The organism is Dehalococcoidia bacterium (genome assembly GCA_030648205.1).
GTDB lineage: Bacteria > Chloroflexota > Dehalococcoidia > JAUSIH01 > JAUSIH01 > JAUSIH01.
Map to the genome: position 1 here is coordinate 40150 of JAUSIH010000109.1, position 13008 is coordinate 53157.

Sequence of the window (13008 nt, forward strand, 5' to 3'; positions counted from 1 at the left end):
AGCGGGCACTGAAAGAAAACTAAAGGGAGGAACACTTATGCCAGTCGTCCGTATCTCCATCATGCGACCTGTGCCGGGCCGTCGGCAGGAGGTAGAGCGGCTCCTTCAGGAGCTGGAGGCGTGGGTCTCCCAGCAGCCGGGGTATCTCTTTGGCATCCAGATGAGCAGCTTTGACCACCAGGGAGAGGTCGGTCGGATCGCGGTGTACAACAGCCGTGAGGACGCCAACCGGATGGCGACCATGGACCATACGGTGGCCATCCGCTCCCGGCTTCATGACGCTATCATGGCCGGCCACACGGAGTCCATGTTTGAGGTTACATCCGCGTCCAAGGCGCTGAATATACCGGGTGTCCCCGTCAGCCTGGCCAAAGCGAAGGCGGTCAACAAGAAGGGCTAGGGCTGGTTCGGCGGACGGGCCTCTGGCCCGCCGTACTGTTCCATCGCGTCCTGGTACTCCTGGGGCGTATTGATGTCCAGGAGCACTTCCGGCGTTTCGAAGGGGACGAGCCGCAGCTCAGCCCGGTGCCGTTGCGTCACCTCACGGAGGCCCTGCTTCGCCTCCGTTATCGCCCGCATCTCGTCCAGCAGGCTGCGCGCGAAGATGGCCGGGTGTCCGCCGCGACCCTGATATTCCGGGGCCACGATGGCGGACGGGCGCTGCTCGAACTCCTCCACCAGCCGTCGCAGAATGTCCGCGCGACGTGGCTGGTCCACCGCCAGCACCATGATGCCAGCGCATGCGGGTGACAGGCGCCGCAGCCCCGCCTTGATGGACGTCGTTCTGCCTTGGCGATAGTCGGGATTGACTACTACTGTGACCTCCGGTCCGTTCTGGACCTCGGGCAAGAGGCGGTCGGCATCGTGCCCCAGCACGACGATGATCTCACTGACGCCCGCCTGCAGAAGCTGGCGTATCTGGTACTGAAGCAGGAAGGTGCCCTTCCAGCGGAGCAAGGCCTTGGCGGCGCCCATGCGGCGGGACTCGCCGGCGGCCAGGAGCAGTGCGGCGACGGCGGCCATGTGAGGGCTAGGGCGCTGCGGATGGGACTTGCGCGCCCGCATGGCTCAGCACATCCTCGTTGGACGTCGAGCCGTGGGACGCCAGTTCGGCGGCTTTCTGGAGCAACTTCTCAGGCAGCATCATCGGCTGGCCGCTGCCTCCGTAGCGCTCCATAAGCATCTCCGCGAGGATGCTCATGGCAATCTCGCGGGGCGTGCGCGCGCCGATGTGCAGGCCCACGGGGGCATGGACATGCCGCAGCCGCTCCATCGAAATGCCCTCGCGCAGGAGGTGGCGGTAGATGAGCAGTACCTTGCGCTGGCTGCCCACCAGTCCGACGTAGCGTGCGGGGGAGAGCACCGCCGCGCGCAGGGCGTCGTCGTCGTGCTTGTGCCCGCGTGTCGCCACCACCACGTACATGCCCGGGGTGATGCGCACCTTCTGGAAGGCGCTGGCGTAATCGTCCACAACAAGGGCCACGGCGTTGGGGAAGCGCTCGCGGCTCGCGAACTGAGGCCGGTCGTCAATGATGATGAAGCGGAAGCCCAGCATCTGGCCCAGCTCGTAGAGCGCCAGGGCGATATGTCCGCCCCCGACGACAAGGACGGTGGGCGGAGACGTGAACGCCTCCACGAGCACGTGTGTGCCGTCTTGGGCTGTGACAATCTCTGATGTGCCCCGGTGCAGGTGGGCGCGCCCCGTGTCCGCGGCCATGTCGTCGAGCGTGGCGCTGCCCAGGCTGCCCGCGCGGACGCCGTTCTCGCGCACCAGCATGTACGCGCCCGGCGAGGGGCCAGAGACGGCGGTGGCCATCACGACGCTGCCACTGTCCTCGTAGGCGCCGACTATCGCGCGGGCGACGGGTAGGAACTCAGGCCGGGCGGACGTCGGGTCAATAAAGATGTCCATGGAGCCGCCGCAGACCATGCCGGACTGCGCGGCCAGGTCGTCCGAAAGGTGGAACGTGCTCAGCTCAGGGCCGCCGCCTCGCTGCATCAGGTCGCGGCATCGCGCCCAGACCTCCGCTTCCACGCATCCCCCGCCCAGGGTGCCGACGATTGTGCCGTCAGGCCGCACCAGCAGCATGGCGCCGGGCTTCTGCGGCGTGGACCCGCGCGTGCGGACCACCCGCGCCAGGACGAAGGGTCGCCCCTGCTCCAGCAGGGCCACGGCCTCCTTGAACACCGCGTGCATCTTACGTCTTCAACGTTTGCATCTTGCGCGCCGCTTCAACCACAAGGTTCGCAAGAAAGTCCAGCGGAAGCTGGGCTGTGTTGAAGACCATATGGTACAGCGAGGGGTCATTCGCGTCCACTTTGAAGTACTTGTGGAAGTAGGCGAGGCGGGCTGCTTCCGTGTCCCGCGCATGCTTCTCGGCGGTGGTGACGTCCATCTTCAGGCGTTCCATGGTCCTCTTGATCCGCTGCTCAATTGGGGCAACCGTGTCCACATGGAGGGCACCCGGCCACCCCTGAAGCGCGACTACGCCGCCGCGACCCAGGATGACGGCGTTGCCGGTGCCGGCGATATCCCGCAGTACCGCTCGATGCACCTCGATGAAGTGCTTGTCGTCCAGCTCCTGAGCCCGCGTGATGGTGGGCACTGATGCCTCTGGATAAGTGCGGGTCAGGAGAAGCTCAATGCCGGTGGGGCCGAGGAAGGGGTCGCCCGCGGCGCCCGCCGCCGCGGACTTTTCCAGGAAGTTCGTTAAGAAACGGACCACCCGGTCCCGTGCGCGGACGGGCACCGAGTGCTTCTCTTCGACGGCCTCGACAGTGGCCCCCAGGCGGTGCGCCGCCTGCTTGATGATGGCCTGATCGTAGTACTCAGCGCCCAGCGCGGTGGCCGCCATGAGGCCTATCTCTCGTCCGCCGCTGCCGATCTGCCCGTCAATAGTGATGATTGGCATCTCAGTCACCTCCGTGGGGGGGACCCACCCGCTAGTTTAAGTTGGCCGCCTTGACCGTGTGCCTCCAGGCTACGACAGGGTTGCGCGGGAAAGGTAAGTGGTCTAGGAGCGGTAGTACCTAGTGCGCCACGCGCGTCCGCTCCATTTCCTGGACCTTCCGGATGTTCTCGGCCTCAGTCGGGTCAGGGTTTGCCGTGAACCAGGCGTCCAGTATCTCCTTGGCCACCGCCTCGGAGGTGTGCCGGAGGCTCATGCAGAGGATGTTGGCGTCGTTCCAACGCCGGGCGCCGGACGCCGTCACGGCGTCCCCGCACAGGGCGGCTCGAATGCCCGTGATCTTGTTTGCGGCGATGCTGACGCCCGTTCCCGTCCAGCAGAAGAGGACACCCTGGTCGCATTGGCCCTGGGCGACTGCCTCGCCGACGTGGCGCGCCACGTCAGGCCACTGGGGGTTCACGCCAGCGAGCGCCCCGAAGAGCAGCACCTGATGGCCGCGGCGCCGTAGCTCGGCCACGACGGCCTCGGCAAGAGGGGTGCACTCATCGCTACCAACTGCGAGCCGCATACTCCCGCCATCCAAGAGATTATGTTAATGTTAGCGGAAGGCGATAGGGCTGTCTAGCTGGCCCGCGGATGGGCCTTATCGTATTCGCCGCGGACGAAGTCGGTGGTAAGTTGAGTATAGACTTGAGTCGTCGAGATGTTGGCGTGGCCCAGAAGCTCCTGTACTTCCCGAAGGTTTGACCCACCCTGGAGCATGTGCGTCGCAAAGCTGTGACGCAGCGTGTGCGGGGTGACGTCCCCCTGAATGTTGGCAGCCTTGGCGTAGTTCTTCAGGATAAGCCAAAAGCCCTGGCGTGTCAGCCTGTCACCTCGGCGGTTGAGGAAAAGGGCCTGCTCGTTGGCGTCCTGCCTCAACAGGTCGGGCCGCGCATCTTCAACGTAGTGCTTCAGCACGTCCACCGCCTGGTCGTGGATGGGGATGATGCGCTCCTTGCGTCCTTTGCCCAGGCAGCGCACCTGCCCCTGTCCGCTTTGGGTGGCTACGTCCGGCAGGTTCAGCGAGACGAGCTCGGAGACCCGCATCCCTGAGGCGTACAGGAGTTCGAGCATGGCCTGGTCCCGTTTCGCTTCCGGGGTGTTGCGCTTGGCGGGCTGCTGCAGCAGGAGCGCGACCGCCTCAGGGGAGATGGGCTTGGGCAGTGAGCGGCCCACCTTGGGCGCACTGAGTTCTTCCGTGGGGTCAGCCTTGACGATTCCCTCCTCCAGCAGGAAGGCGAAGAACGACTTGACCGCGGCCACTTTGCGCGCGACCGTCGTCGGCGCGTAGCCCCGTTCGTTGCGCAGATGGATGATGTATTCGGACAGGGTGGCGCGGTCCACGGCCTCCCATCTCACGGCGCCGTCCGTGGAGTTCTTGTGGGCGGCCATGAAGTCGGCAAGCTGAGTCAGGTCATTCTGGTAGGCGGCTGTGGTGTTGCCGGAGAAGTCCTTTTCGACCATGAGGTGATCGAGGAATGCGTCAACGCGCTCTCTCATTGTCATAGTACATCAACCTCGCGGGCCCAAGGCCAGCTTTACAGAACGTTAGTGGTTAACTGGCCCTATTCTACCACACGATTTCTTTTCGTCCAGTAGGCCGCGGGGTACTTTTGTACTCTATTTTGTCGGTGGCCACGTCTGTTTCTTGACGCTAGCTACGCGTGGTAGTTACAATAAATGTCTGGAACCTTCGCGGCGCGCATCAAAAAAGCAGAGCGTGTCTCCAGGAATGCGCGCTGGCGAGCGGACCAGGCGGCAGAGGCAGAGGCCCGTGGACACTCAAAGCATAACCCTTCTCATAGCTTTTGGGGCGGGAGTCCTGTCCTTCCTCTCGCCGTGCAGCCTCCCGCTGGTGCCCGTGTACCTGGCGCACTTGGCGGGCGTCGGCGCCTCCGCGGACGCTGCTCAGGGCCGCCAGAAGGTGGCCTTCTTCCATTCACTGGCGTTCGTCCTTGGCTTCTCTGTTCTGTTCGTCTCGCTGGGAGCGTCCATAGGGTTGCTGGGTTCCGTGCTCTCGTCCTACATGCCGCTGCTTCGGCGGGTTGCCGGCGTACTGCTGGTGGTGCTGGGCCTTCATGTTATGGGAGTGTTCCGCATCCCTTTTCTCTACTATGACAAGCGATTCTCTTATGTGGGAAGCTCCCGGCCCAGCTATTGGCGCTCGCTTATGATCGGTGGCGCGTTCGCCGCGGGCTGGACGCCCTGCGTAGGCCCCATTCTGGCGGGCATCTTCACGCTGGCCTGGACCACCCAGACGGCGGCCCAGGGGGCGCTGCTGCTGGCCGTTTACTCCGCGGGCCTCGGTCTGCCTTTTCTGCTTGCGGGGCTGGGCGTAAGCCGGCTGATGGGGTTCTTCCGCAAGATGAACCGCTATCTGCGCCCCGTGGAGATTGTGAGCGGCGCGCTGGTGGTGGGCGTTGGCGTCCTGGTCTTCTTCAACGCGTTAGTCTTCCTGAACCAGTATTTTGATTTCTTTGGCCTGGGCAGCGGCATCTAAGGAGAAGTTCATGCGGATCCACCGAATCCACTCTCTGTTCGCGGTCATTGCGATAGCAAGTCTGCTTGTCGCGAGCTGTGTCCCCGCTGAGGGAGCAGCCGGAGAGGCAGGCTCTCTGCCGGAGGCGCCAAAGGTGGGCTTTCTAGCGCCGGACTTTTTGTTGCAGAGCCTGGACGGGCGGACCGTGCGGATGAGCGACTATCGGGGCAGCAAGCCCGTGCTGCTGAACTTCTGGGCGACCTGGTGCGGGCCGTGTCAGATTGAGATGCCGCACATGCAAAAAGCCTGGCAGACCGTGGGCGGGCGGGACAAGGTGGAGATGCTGATGGTGGACGTAGGCGAAACGCCGGAGAAGGCTAAGGGGTTTCTGTCCAGATACGGGTACACGTTTACCGCAGTGGTGGACGGTGATCAGAGCGTCAGCGGCGGCAAGTATAACGTGTTCGGCCTGCCCACCACTTTCCTCATTGACAGGAAGGGCGTCATTCGCTCCATGAAGATAGGCCCCTTTGTCTCCGAGGAGGACGTGGTGGCGCAGCTTCAGGCGATCATCAACTTCTAGCGCCCCGGACCCGCGAGGGCCACGTCCAGCACCTTCAGCTTGAGCGTCGTTTCGCCGTTCCATGTGTCCAGAAGCAGGGTGTAGGCCGCGTCCACGCAATCGCCGGAGCGCACCGAGATGTCTCCCAGACCGAAGGCGATTCCGCTCCAGATAGCGCCGTTGTGCCTGAGCGACATGCTCAGGTGTTTGCCGCCATTGCCCACGGGCCTGCATGCGGCGACCCGTGCGCCCCGAGCTACGAACGTTGGCTGAGGGTTGCCGACGCCAAACGGCGCCATGCGCTGAATGTCCACCCAGGGCGGGCCGACCAGGGCCGACGGCCCCGCCTCGGCGTCAACGTCCAGAACGGGACGCAGGTCCACGCCCGCGAGTTGCCGCGCCGCGATGTCCACCAGACGCTCTCTCAATGTCCCCAGCTTGGCGCTTTCGATGGTGAAGCCCGCTGCCTGAGCGTGGCCGCCAAACTGCACGAACAAGTCCTTGCACTCCGTGAGCGCCGCAACGATATTGAACTCGGGGATGCTGCGGCAGCTCCCACGGCTTAGTTGGTCGCCCGCCGACACCACGACCGCGGGACGCCCGTACCCGTCCACCAGGCGGCTGGCCACAAGCCCGACGATACCCGGCGGAAACTCGGCGCCCTGCACCATGAGGAGCGGCGCCAGCCCCCGTTGGGCCACCTGCTCCTCCGCGCGGGCCGCCAGCTCTTCGGTGAGGCGCTTGCGCTCGCCGTTGAGCATGTCCAGCTCCGCGGCGATCTGCCGTGCCTCGTCCGCCGAGGGCGTGACAAGCAGGCGATAGCTTGCGCTGGCGTGGTCCATGCGGCTCGCCGCGTTGATGCGCGGGGCGAGGGCGTAGCTCACGGTCTGCACATCAACGGCGCCAGGCTTGACGCCGCTTTGCGCCAGCAACGCGCGCAGGCCGGGCTTTTGCGTCTGGTTCAGTTCGGCAAGCCCGCGCGTCACCAGGTAGCGGTTCTCGCGGAGGAGTGGCGATAGGTCAGCGATAGTCCCGACCGCGACCAGGTCCAACAGGTCTTCGCGCTCCGGTTGTCCCGCCGCCTGGTAGAGCGCCTGGGCGACCTTGTAGGAGACCCCGACACTCGCCAGGTCCGACGGCGGATACCGGGAGTCGGTCCGGCGCGGGTTGACGACGGCCAAGGCGGGCGGCAGGCTCGGCGGCACGGTGTGGTGGTCGGTGATGATGACGTCCATGCCCATGCTTACCGCCTGCGCCACCTCGGCGACATTGCTGACGCCGCAGTCCGTTGTGACCACTAGACGGCAACCGGCCCGCCGCAGCGTCTCCAGCGCGGCCACGTTCAGGCCGTGGCCCTCGCTCACGCGGTCGGGGATGTAGGGCACGATGCGCCCGCCGAGGCCCTCCAGCGCCAGGGCGAGCACGGCGGCGGACGTGACGCCGTCGCAGTCGAAGTCGCCGAACACGCCGATGGCTTCGCCGGAGCGCGTCGCCTTCAGCAGGCGTGCGACCGCGAGGTCAATGTCCGGCAGGAGCGACGGGTCGGCTTGAAGCTCTGGCCCGGGCGCCAGGAAAGCATCCGCCTCGGCCCTGCCGCGCATGCCTCGATTGTGGAGCAGCCGGACGAGGACGGGCGAGAGTCCCGCCAGGGCGGCCCTCTCGTTGGGCGGGACGGGAGGCGGGACGCGCCAGCGGTACTTCATCGCGTGGCCCATGCGCTTACGTAATCCCTTGCCGCGCCTGGAATGCGCGCACAGGCACAGCGGAGTCCGGCAGCCCGGCGACGGCCTCGTAGCCCGACGCCGTCAGTCGCTCCAGCACCTGCTGGATGTGGTCCGGGCCGCGTGTCTCCACGGAGACCTGCACCTCCACCTGATCGATGGCAAGGTGGAGTCCGCGCCGGAGGTGGCTTACGTCCTGCACGTTTCCCTCCGCCACGGCGATGGCGTTCAGCAGGCGGGCAAGTTGCCCTGGCCTGTCGAGCAAGACCACGTGCAGCATGAGATAGCGCCCCGCGTGGGCCAGGCCGTGCTCCACCACTCGGTCAATGACCGTGGGGTCTATGTTGCCGCCTGAGAGGACGGCGACCGCCTTCTGACGCCCGCCTCCCGCCTTGCCCGCCAGTAGCGCGGCTAACGCCACGGCGCCTGCCCCTTCCACTACTTGCTTGCAGCGCTCCAGCAGCAGGAGAATGGCCCGGGTGATATCCTCCTCGTCCACAGTCACTACGTCGTCCACGTATTGCCGGATTAGCTCCAGGGGGAGCTGTCCGGGACGGCCCACGGCGATTCCGTCCGCGACGGTGGGCCTGGGCCTGACAGCCACCCTCCGGCCTTTGCGGAGCGACTCGACGCAGGCGGGGGCAGCGGCCGCCTGGACGCCGACCACGCGCACCCGCGGCGCCATTGCCTTCACCGCGACCGCTATGCCTGCAATGAGGCCGCCGCCACCCACGGGCACGACGATAGTCCCTACGTCGGGGGCGTCCTCCAGTATTTCCAGCCCAATCGTGCCCTGCCCGGCGATGACCTGCGCGTCGTCGAAGGGGTGCACCAGGACCAGGCGTCGTTCGTCGGCGAGCGTCTTCGCGCGGCGCTGCGCATCGTCGTAGCTGTCCCCGGCCAGCTCCATCTGCGCGCCGTAGCCGCGGGTGGCCTCCACTTTGGCGAGCGAGGCGCGCCGGGGCATGACGATGACGCAGGGTATGCCCATGCGACTGGCTGCGAGGGCGACCCCCTGGGCATGGTTCCCCGCGCTGGCCGCGATAACTCCGCGCCTGCGCTCGGCGGGCGAGAGCTGCGCGATGCGGTTGGCCGCGCCGCGGAGCTTGAAGGAGCCGGTGCGCTGAAGGTTCTCCGCCTTGAGCAGGACAGCAGCGCCCGCCATGACGCTGAGAGTCGCGGACGTGAGCAGGGGAGTGTGGTGGACCAGGCTCGATATGCGCTGGCGGGCCTGCTCAATGTCGCTGCGAGTGACCATCGTGTCGGTGTCCCGCCTCCTTCGCAATTGAGGCCACGATAGACGGCGGAGTGGCGGGTGTCAAGGGCGACGCTCAGTGTCATTCCGATGGAGTCCATCCCTGGAAGGGCGACCGAGGAATCTCTCTAGTCGTGGGCGCTGCGGCGGAGATTCCTCGCCCTTCTCCGGAAGGACTCGGAATGACAGGGGGTGTGCAGAGGGGCGAAGCCCCTCGCCGGAGGGTGTGGGAGGTGTCCTCCCACAATCTCTACTCTATTCTCCCCCTTCCCCGCGGAAGGGGGAATAAGGGGGATGGCCGTCGGACTGACGTTGCATCTCGACGGGCATGCGGCCTATCATAAGGCGTTTGCAGGAGAACCCGAGGAGATACCCTATGTGTCCTGAGACAGACATCGGAGACAAGTACTCGGCCCGCCGCTACGACGCGGCGGACGTGAGCGCCATTGACGCGGCGGTCCTGGAGCGTCTGCCCTTCGAGTACCCGGAGTCGGCCACCATGGTGAGCTACGACACGGACGAGTTCACGTCGGTCTGCCCGTGGACGGGCCTGCCGGACTTCGGCAAGCTGGTCATCACCTACGAGCCGCGAAAGTGGCTGGTGGAACTGAAGTCGCTGAAGTACTACCTGACCTCCTACCGCAACGTGGGCATTCTCCAGGAGCACGCCGTCAATCGCATCCTGAACGACCTGGTGAAGCTGCTAAGGCCGCGTTCGATGCGCGTGGAGGCGTGGTTCAACCAGCGCGGCGGGCTGGGCACGCGCGCGGCGGCTGAGCACAAGGGGCGCGCGACCGCTCGCTGACAGGCGCTCAACCGCGGACGGGGCCGCGGTTGACACGCACATACGCCTCTGCTAGCATCGGGGCGGCTTTCAGCCCTTCCCGGCATAGCCGCCCGCAAGGAGGTTTCCCGTGCCGACGAAGCCACCATCCGCCCTTAGGAAAGCCCGCGACATCCAGGTCGTCGTCAACGAGCAGCGCTGCCGCTCATGCGGCATCTGCATTGACCTCTGCCCGGAGAAGGTGTTCATCGCGGAGAAGCCCCTGCTTAAGGCCAGGGTTGTGGACCTGCCCGCCTGCACCGGCTGCCGCCTCTGCGAGTGGCTGTGCACAGACTGGGCTATCAACGTGGTGGTGAAATAGCATGACCGCGACAATAACAGCGACAGCAAAAGCGACACGCAGGCTGCTCATGGGCAACGAGGCCATCTGCGAAGGGGCCATCGCGGCGGGCGTCCGGTTCTACGCAGGCTATCCCATCACGCCCGCGACCGAGATCGCCGAGTACATGTCCCGCCGTATGCCGGAAGTCGCGGGCAAGTACGTCCAGATGGAGGATGAGGTGGGGAGCATCTACGCCATCATGGGAGCGTCCGGCGCGGGCGCTCGCGCCATGACCGCCACATCCGGCCCAGGCATCGGCCTGATGCAGGAGGGGATCGGCTCCGCGGCGGCGATGGAGATACCGCTGGTCGTCGTCGTGGTGTCGCGGCCCGGCCCGGGCGCGGGCGACGCCACCGGTTCCGGCCAGTGCGACGTGATGCAGGCGCGCTACGGCCCCAACGGCGACAACGCCGTCATCGCGCTCACGCCCTCGACGGTGGCGGAGTCGTTCTGGCTCACCGTCAAGGCGGTGAACCTGGCGGAGCGCTTCCGCACGCCCGTCATTTTGTTGACCGAGGGCCTGCTCGGCCACATGCGGGAGGTGATTGACCTGCCCGACTACAGCAAAATAGAGCGTATCGAGCGGCCCCGGCCCAGCGGCCCGCCTGAGAAGTACGAGACGTACGCCTTGCACAAGATAGACGAGATATCGCCGATGGCGGACTTCGGCTCGAAGTACCGCAGCGTGCTGCACTACGTACCCAACCACAACTACGCCGGGCGCACCGGCCAGGACGCGCTCAAGTTCACGCTGAACCACTTCCACGCCAAGATAGAGTCGCGCCGCGACGAGATCATCATGACGGAGAGCCTGCACACGGACGACGCGGAGGTGCTCTTCGTCGCGTACGGCACGCAGGCGCGCTCGGCGCACGAGGCGATGAACAGGCTGCGCGCGCGGGGCAAGAAGGCGGGAATGCTCCGGCTTATCACGCTATGGCCCTTCCCGTACGAGGAAGTGAAGCAGGCGGCGCGCGCGGCGAAGGTCGTTCTGGTGCCGGAGATGAACACCGGCCAGGTGCAAGGCGAGGTGCTCAAGGCGCTGCGCCGCCATCCCGCCGAAGTCCTGGGCGTGAACCATCTGCATAGCGACCCGATTACGCCCGAGGAGATACTGGACAAGCTGACAGGGGTGCTGTAGCCATGACGACCGTGCGGAAGACCTACAAGCCGCTCCCGATGGAGCACTACATAGAGAACTACGCCATCATGCCGGCGGTGGACGACCACTTCCGCTACTGTCCCGGCTGCGGACTGGGGCTGGCGCAGAGCGCCGTCGTCCGGGCATTCGACTACCTGAAGCTGGACCCAAGCAAGATTGTGACGGTAAGCGGCAGCGGGTGCTACGCGGTCATGGGGCAGTACATCAAAGCGCACCAGTTCCACGGGCCGCACGGCGCGGGCGCCGCGGCGGCCACGGGCATCAAGCTCGCCAACCCGGAGCTGACTGTCATCTGCCTCCAGGGCGACGGCGACGCCGTGTCCATCGGCGCGGGGCACTTCGTGCATGGGGCGCGGCGTAATATTGACATAACAGTCATCGTCTTCAACAACTTTGTGTTCGGCGAGACGGGCGGCCAGGGCGGGCCGACGACGCCCCTCGGCTCGAAGACGGAGACGTCGCCCTACGGCATGATCGAGAACTCCTTTGATATATGCCAGCTCGCCATCGGCGCGGGCGCGACGTACGTGGCGCGCAGCACGGTGTACCACGCGTGGCACCTGACCAAGTGCGTCGCCAACGCCATCGCGCACAAGGGCTTCTCGGTGGTGGAGGTGCTCCAGAACTGCCACGAGCTGTGGGGCAGGCGGAACGGCATGCCGCAGGCGAGCCAGATGCTCAACTGGTACCGCGACGACTCGATTACGGTGGCGCAGGCGAAGGAGATGTCGCCGGAGCAGGTGAAGGGCAAGTTCGTCATCGGCGAGTTCGTGCGCAGCGACAAGCCGGAGATCGGCGAGGAGTACGCGAAACTCATCGCACGCGTGCAGAAGAAGGGGTAAGCGATGAGAAAAGACATTCGGTTCAGCGGCATCGGCGGGCAGGGCGTCGTCCTTGCGAGCCATGTCCTCGCGGAGGCGGCGGGCGTCTATCAGGGGCTGCACGCCGTCCAGACGCAGTTCTACGGCTACGCCATCCGCGGCGGCCCCTCCACCGGCGATGTCATTATCGCGTCAGAGCCGGTCACGTACCCGTGGGTGCAGCGCGCGGACGTGTTCGTGGCGATGGCCCAGTCGGCGCTGGACACGGGCTGGAAGGACGTGAGGCCGGACGGGCTGGTCATCGTGGACTCGGTCTATGTGACGCAGCTACCGGCGGGCCTGAAGGCGAAGTCGTACGTCGCGCCCATCACGCTGCTCTCCGACGAGGCGGGCACGCGCAAGGCGATCAACATCGTGATGCTGGGCGTGTTCACGAAGCTCACCGGCGTCGTGACCTACGAGGCGCTGGAGAAAGCGGTGCTGGCGCGCGTGCCGAAGGGCACGGAGAAGGTGAACCTGAAGGCGCTGCAGCTTGGCTATGGCGTCGATCCCTAAGCTAGAGGTCAAGCGGACGGCGGCGAGGAAGCAAGTTGTCTGGACAATCTAACTTTGATAGTGTTACTCAAACCGCAATGCCCACCGCTGTAACTGCAGGGGTAGGCGTTCTTTACACTACGTCTGAATCTTGGCAATGCCGCGTAACGGCATCTTGCGGGCTCATGGTTGTTTAGTCTCCTTCCAAGTTTTTACAAGGAAAAGTGCTATAGCTCCTGCTAGGATGACTGCTAGCTCTGCATGTCTGTCATCGGGGACTGGAGAGTTCATGCCTTTGCCATGTGCATCGCTCAACTTGTTCCTCATAGCGCCTACACCCTCAACAATAGCGATGCA

The 13008-nt window shown here is 65.4% G+C and carries 16 protein-coding genes; 8 read left to right on the top strand and 8 right to left on the bottom strand.

Annotated features, from left to right (window positions below):
* Positions 1-37 precede the first annotated feature (37 nt).
* Entirely contained in the window at positions 38-400 is a 363-nt protein-coding gene (locus Q7T26_12280; protein MDO8532917.1) for a hypothetical protein, read from the top strand.
* Here Q7T26_12280 and Q7T26_12285 read toward each other — a convergent pair.
* The 5 genes from Q7T26_12285 to xerD all read right to left on the bottom strand — a co-directional run bounded on the left by Q7T26_12285 (position 397) and on the right by xerD (position 4457).
* Positions 397-1065 (bottom strand): nucleotidyltransferase family protein, encoded by a 669-nt coding sequence (locus Q7T26_12285; GenBank protein MDO8532918.1) that lies wholly within the window; start codon positions 1063-1065, stop codon positions 397-399. The genes Q7T26_12280 and Q7T26_12285 overlap by 4 nt on opposite strands.
* Positions 1031-2197, bottom strand: a complete 1167-nt coding sequence (locus Q7T26_12290) for an XdhC family protein (protein ID MDO8532919.1) — start codon at positions 2195-2197, stop codon at positions 1031-1033. Before Q7T26_12290 ends, Q7T26_12285 begins: the two co-directional genes overlap by 35 nt.
* 1 nt (position 2198) lies before the next feature.
* Complete coding sequence (locus Q7T26_12295; protein ID MDO8532920.1) at positions 2199-2912, bottom strand: cytidylate kinase-like family protein; 714 nt, start codon at positions 2910-2912, stop codon at positions 2199-2201.
* 118 nt (positions 2913-3030) lie between these two features.
* The gene (locus Q7T26_12300; GenBank protein MDO8532921.1) at positions 3031-3477 is read right to left on the bottom strand and encodes an RpiB/LacA/LacB family sugar-phosphate isomerase; all 447 of its coding nucleotides are present in this window, start codon (positions 3475-3477) and stop codon (positions 3031-3033) included.
* Between the two features lie 53 nt (positions 3478-3530).
* On the bottom strand, positions 3531-4457 hold the full coding sequence (gene xerD, locus Q7T26_12305; GenBank protein ID MDO8532922.1) for a site-specific tyrosine recombinase XerD: 927 nt from the start codon (positions 4455-4457) through the stop codon (positions 3531-3533).
* A gap of 268 nt (positions 4458-4725) precedes the next feature.
* Here xerD and Q7T26_12310 point away from each other — a divergent pair, with 268 nt between their 5' ends.
* Both Q7T26_12310 and Q7T26_12315 read left to right on the top strand, forming a co-directional pair.
* Positions 4726-5451 carry a cytochrome c biogenesis protein CcdA gene (locus Q7T26_12310; GenBank protein ID MDO8532923.1) on the top strand — a complete coding sequence of 242 codons (726 nt, stop codon included), beginning with the start codon at positions 4726-4728 and terminating at the stop codon, positions 5449-5451.
* A 10-nt stretch (positions 5452-5461) separates the two neighbouring features.
* Positions 5462-6013 (top strand): TlpA disulfide reductase family protein, encoded by a 552-nt coding sequence (locus Q7T26_12315; protein ID MDO8532924.1) that lies wholly within the window; start codon positions 5462-5464, stop codon positions 6011-6013.
* Here Q7T26_12315 and recJ read toward each other — a convergent pair.
* The gene (gene recJ, locus Q7T26_12320; protein MDO8532925.1) at positions 6010-7707 is read right to left on the bottom strand and encodes a single-stranded-DNA-specific exonuclease RecJ; all 1698 of its coding nucleotides are present in this window, start codon (positions 7705-7707) and stop codon (positions 6010-6012) included. The genes Q7T26_12315 and recJ overlap by 4 nt on opposite strands.
* 4 nt (positions 7708-7711) lie before the next feature.
* Entirely contained in the window at positions 7712-8971 is a 1260-nt protein-coding gene (ilvA, locus tag Q7T26_12325; GenBank protein MDO8532926.1) for a threonine ammonia-lyase, read from the bottom strand.
* Between the two features lie 373 nt (positions 8972-9344).
* On the opposite strand from ilvA, the gene queF reads away from it, so the two are divergent.
* From queF to Q7T26_12350, 5 genes are all read left to right on the top strand, one after another.
* On the top strand, positions 9345-9773 hold the full coding sequence (gene queF / locus Q7T26_12330) for a preQ(1) synthase (GenBank protein MDO8532927.1): 429 nt from the start codon (positions 9345-9347) through the stop codon (positions 9771-9773).
* 109 nt (positions 9774-9882) lie between these two features.
* Complete coding sequence (locus tag Q7T26_12335) at positions 9883-10113, top strand: 4Fe-4S binding protein (GenBank protein ID MDO8532928.1); 231 nt, start codon at positions 9883-9885, stop codon at positions 10111-10113.
* A 1-nt stretch (position 10114) separates the two neighbouring features.
* Positions 10115-11275, top strand: a complete 1161-nt coding sequence (locus Q7T26_12340) for a 2-oxoacid:acceptor oxidoreductase subunit alpha (GenBank protein ID MDO8532929.1) — start codon at positions 10115-10117, stop codon at positions 11273-11275.
* Between the two features lie 2 nt (positions 11276-11277).
* A complete protein-coding gene (locus Q7T26_12345; protein MDO8532930.1) occupies positions 11278-12138 on the top strand; it encodes a thiamine pyrophosphate-dependent enzyme in 861 nt (286 codons plus the stop codon).
* A gap of 3 nt (positions 12139-12141) precedes the next feature.
* Positions 12142-12672 (top strand): 2-oxoacid:acceptor oxidoreductase family protein, encoded by a 531-nt coding sequence (locus tag Q7T26_12350; protein ID MDO8532931.1) that lies wholly within the window; start codon positions 12142-12144, stop codon positions 12670-12672.
* A 162-nt stretch (positions 12673-12834) separates the two neighbouring features.
* On the opposite strand, the gene Q7T26_12355 is transcribed toward Q7T26_12350, so the two are convergent.
* Positions 12835-12999 (bottom strand): abortive infection family protein, encoded by a 165-nt coding sequence (locus Q7T26_12355; GenBank protein MDO8532932.1) that lies wholly within the window; start codon positions 12997-12999, stop codon positions 12835-12837.
* Between the last annotated feature and the right edge of the window lie 9 nt (positions 13000-13008).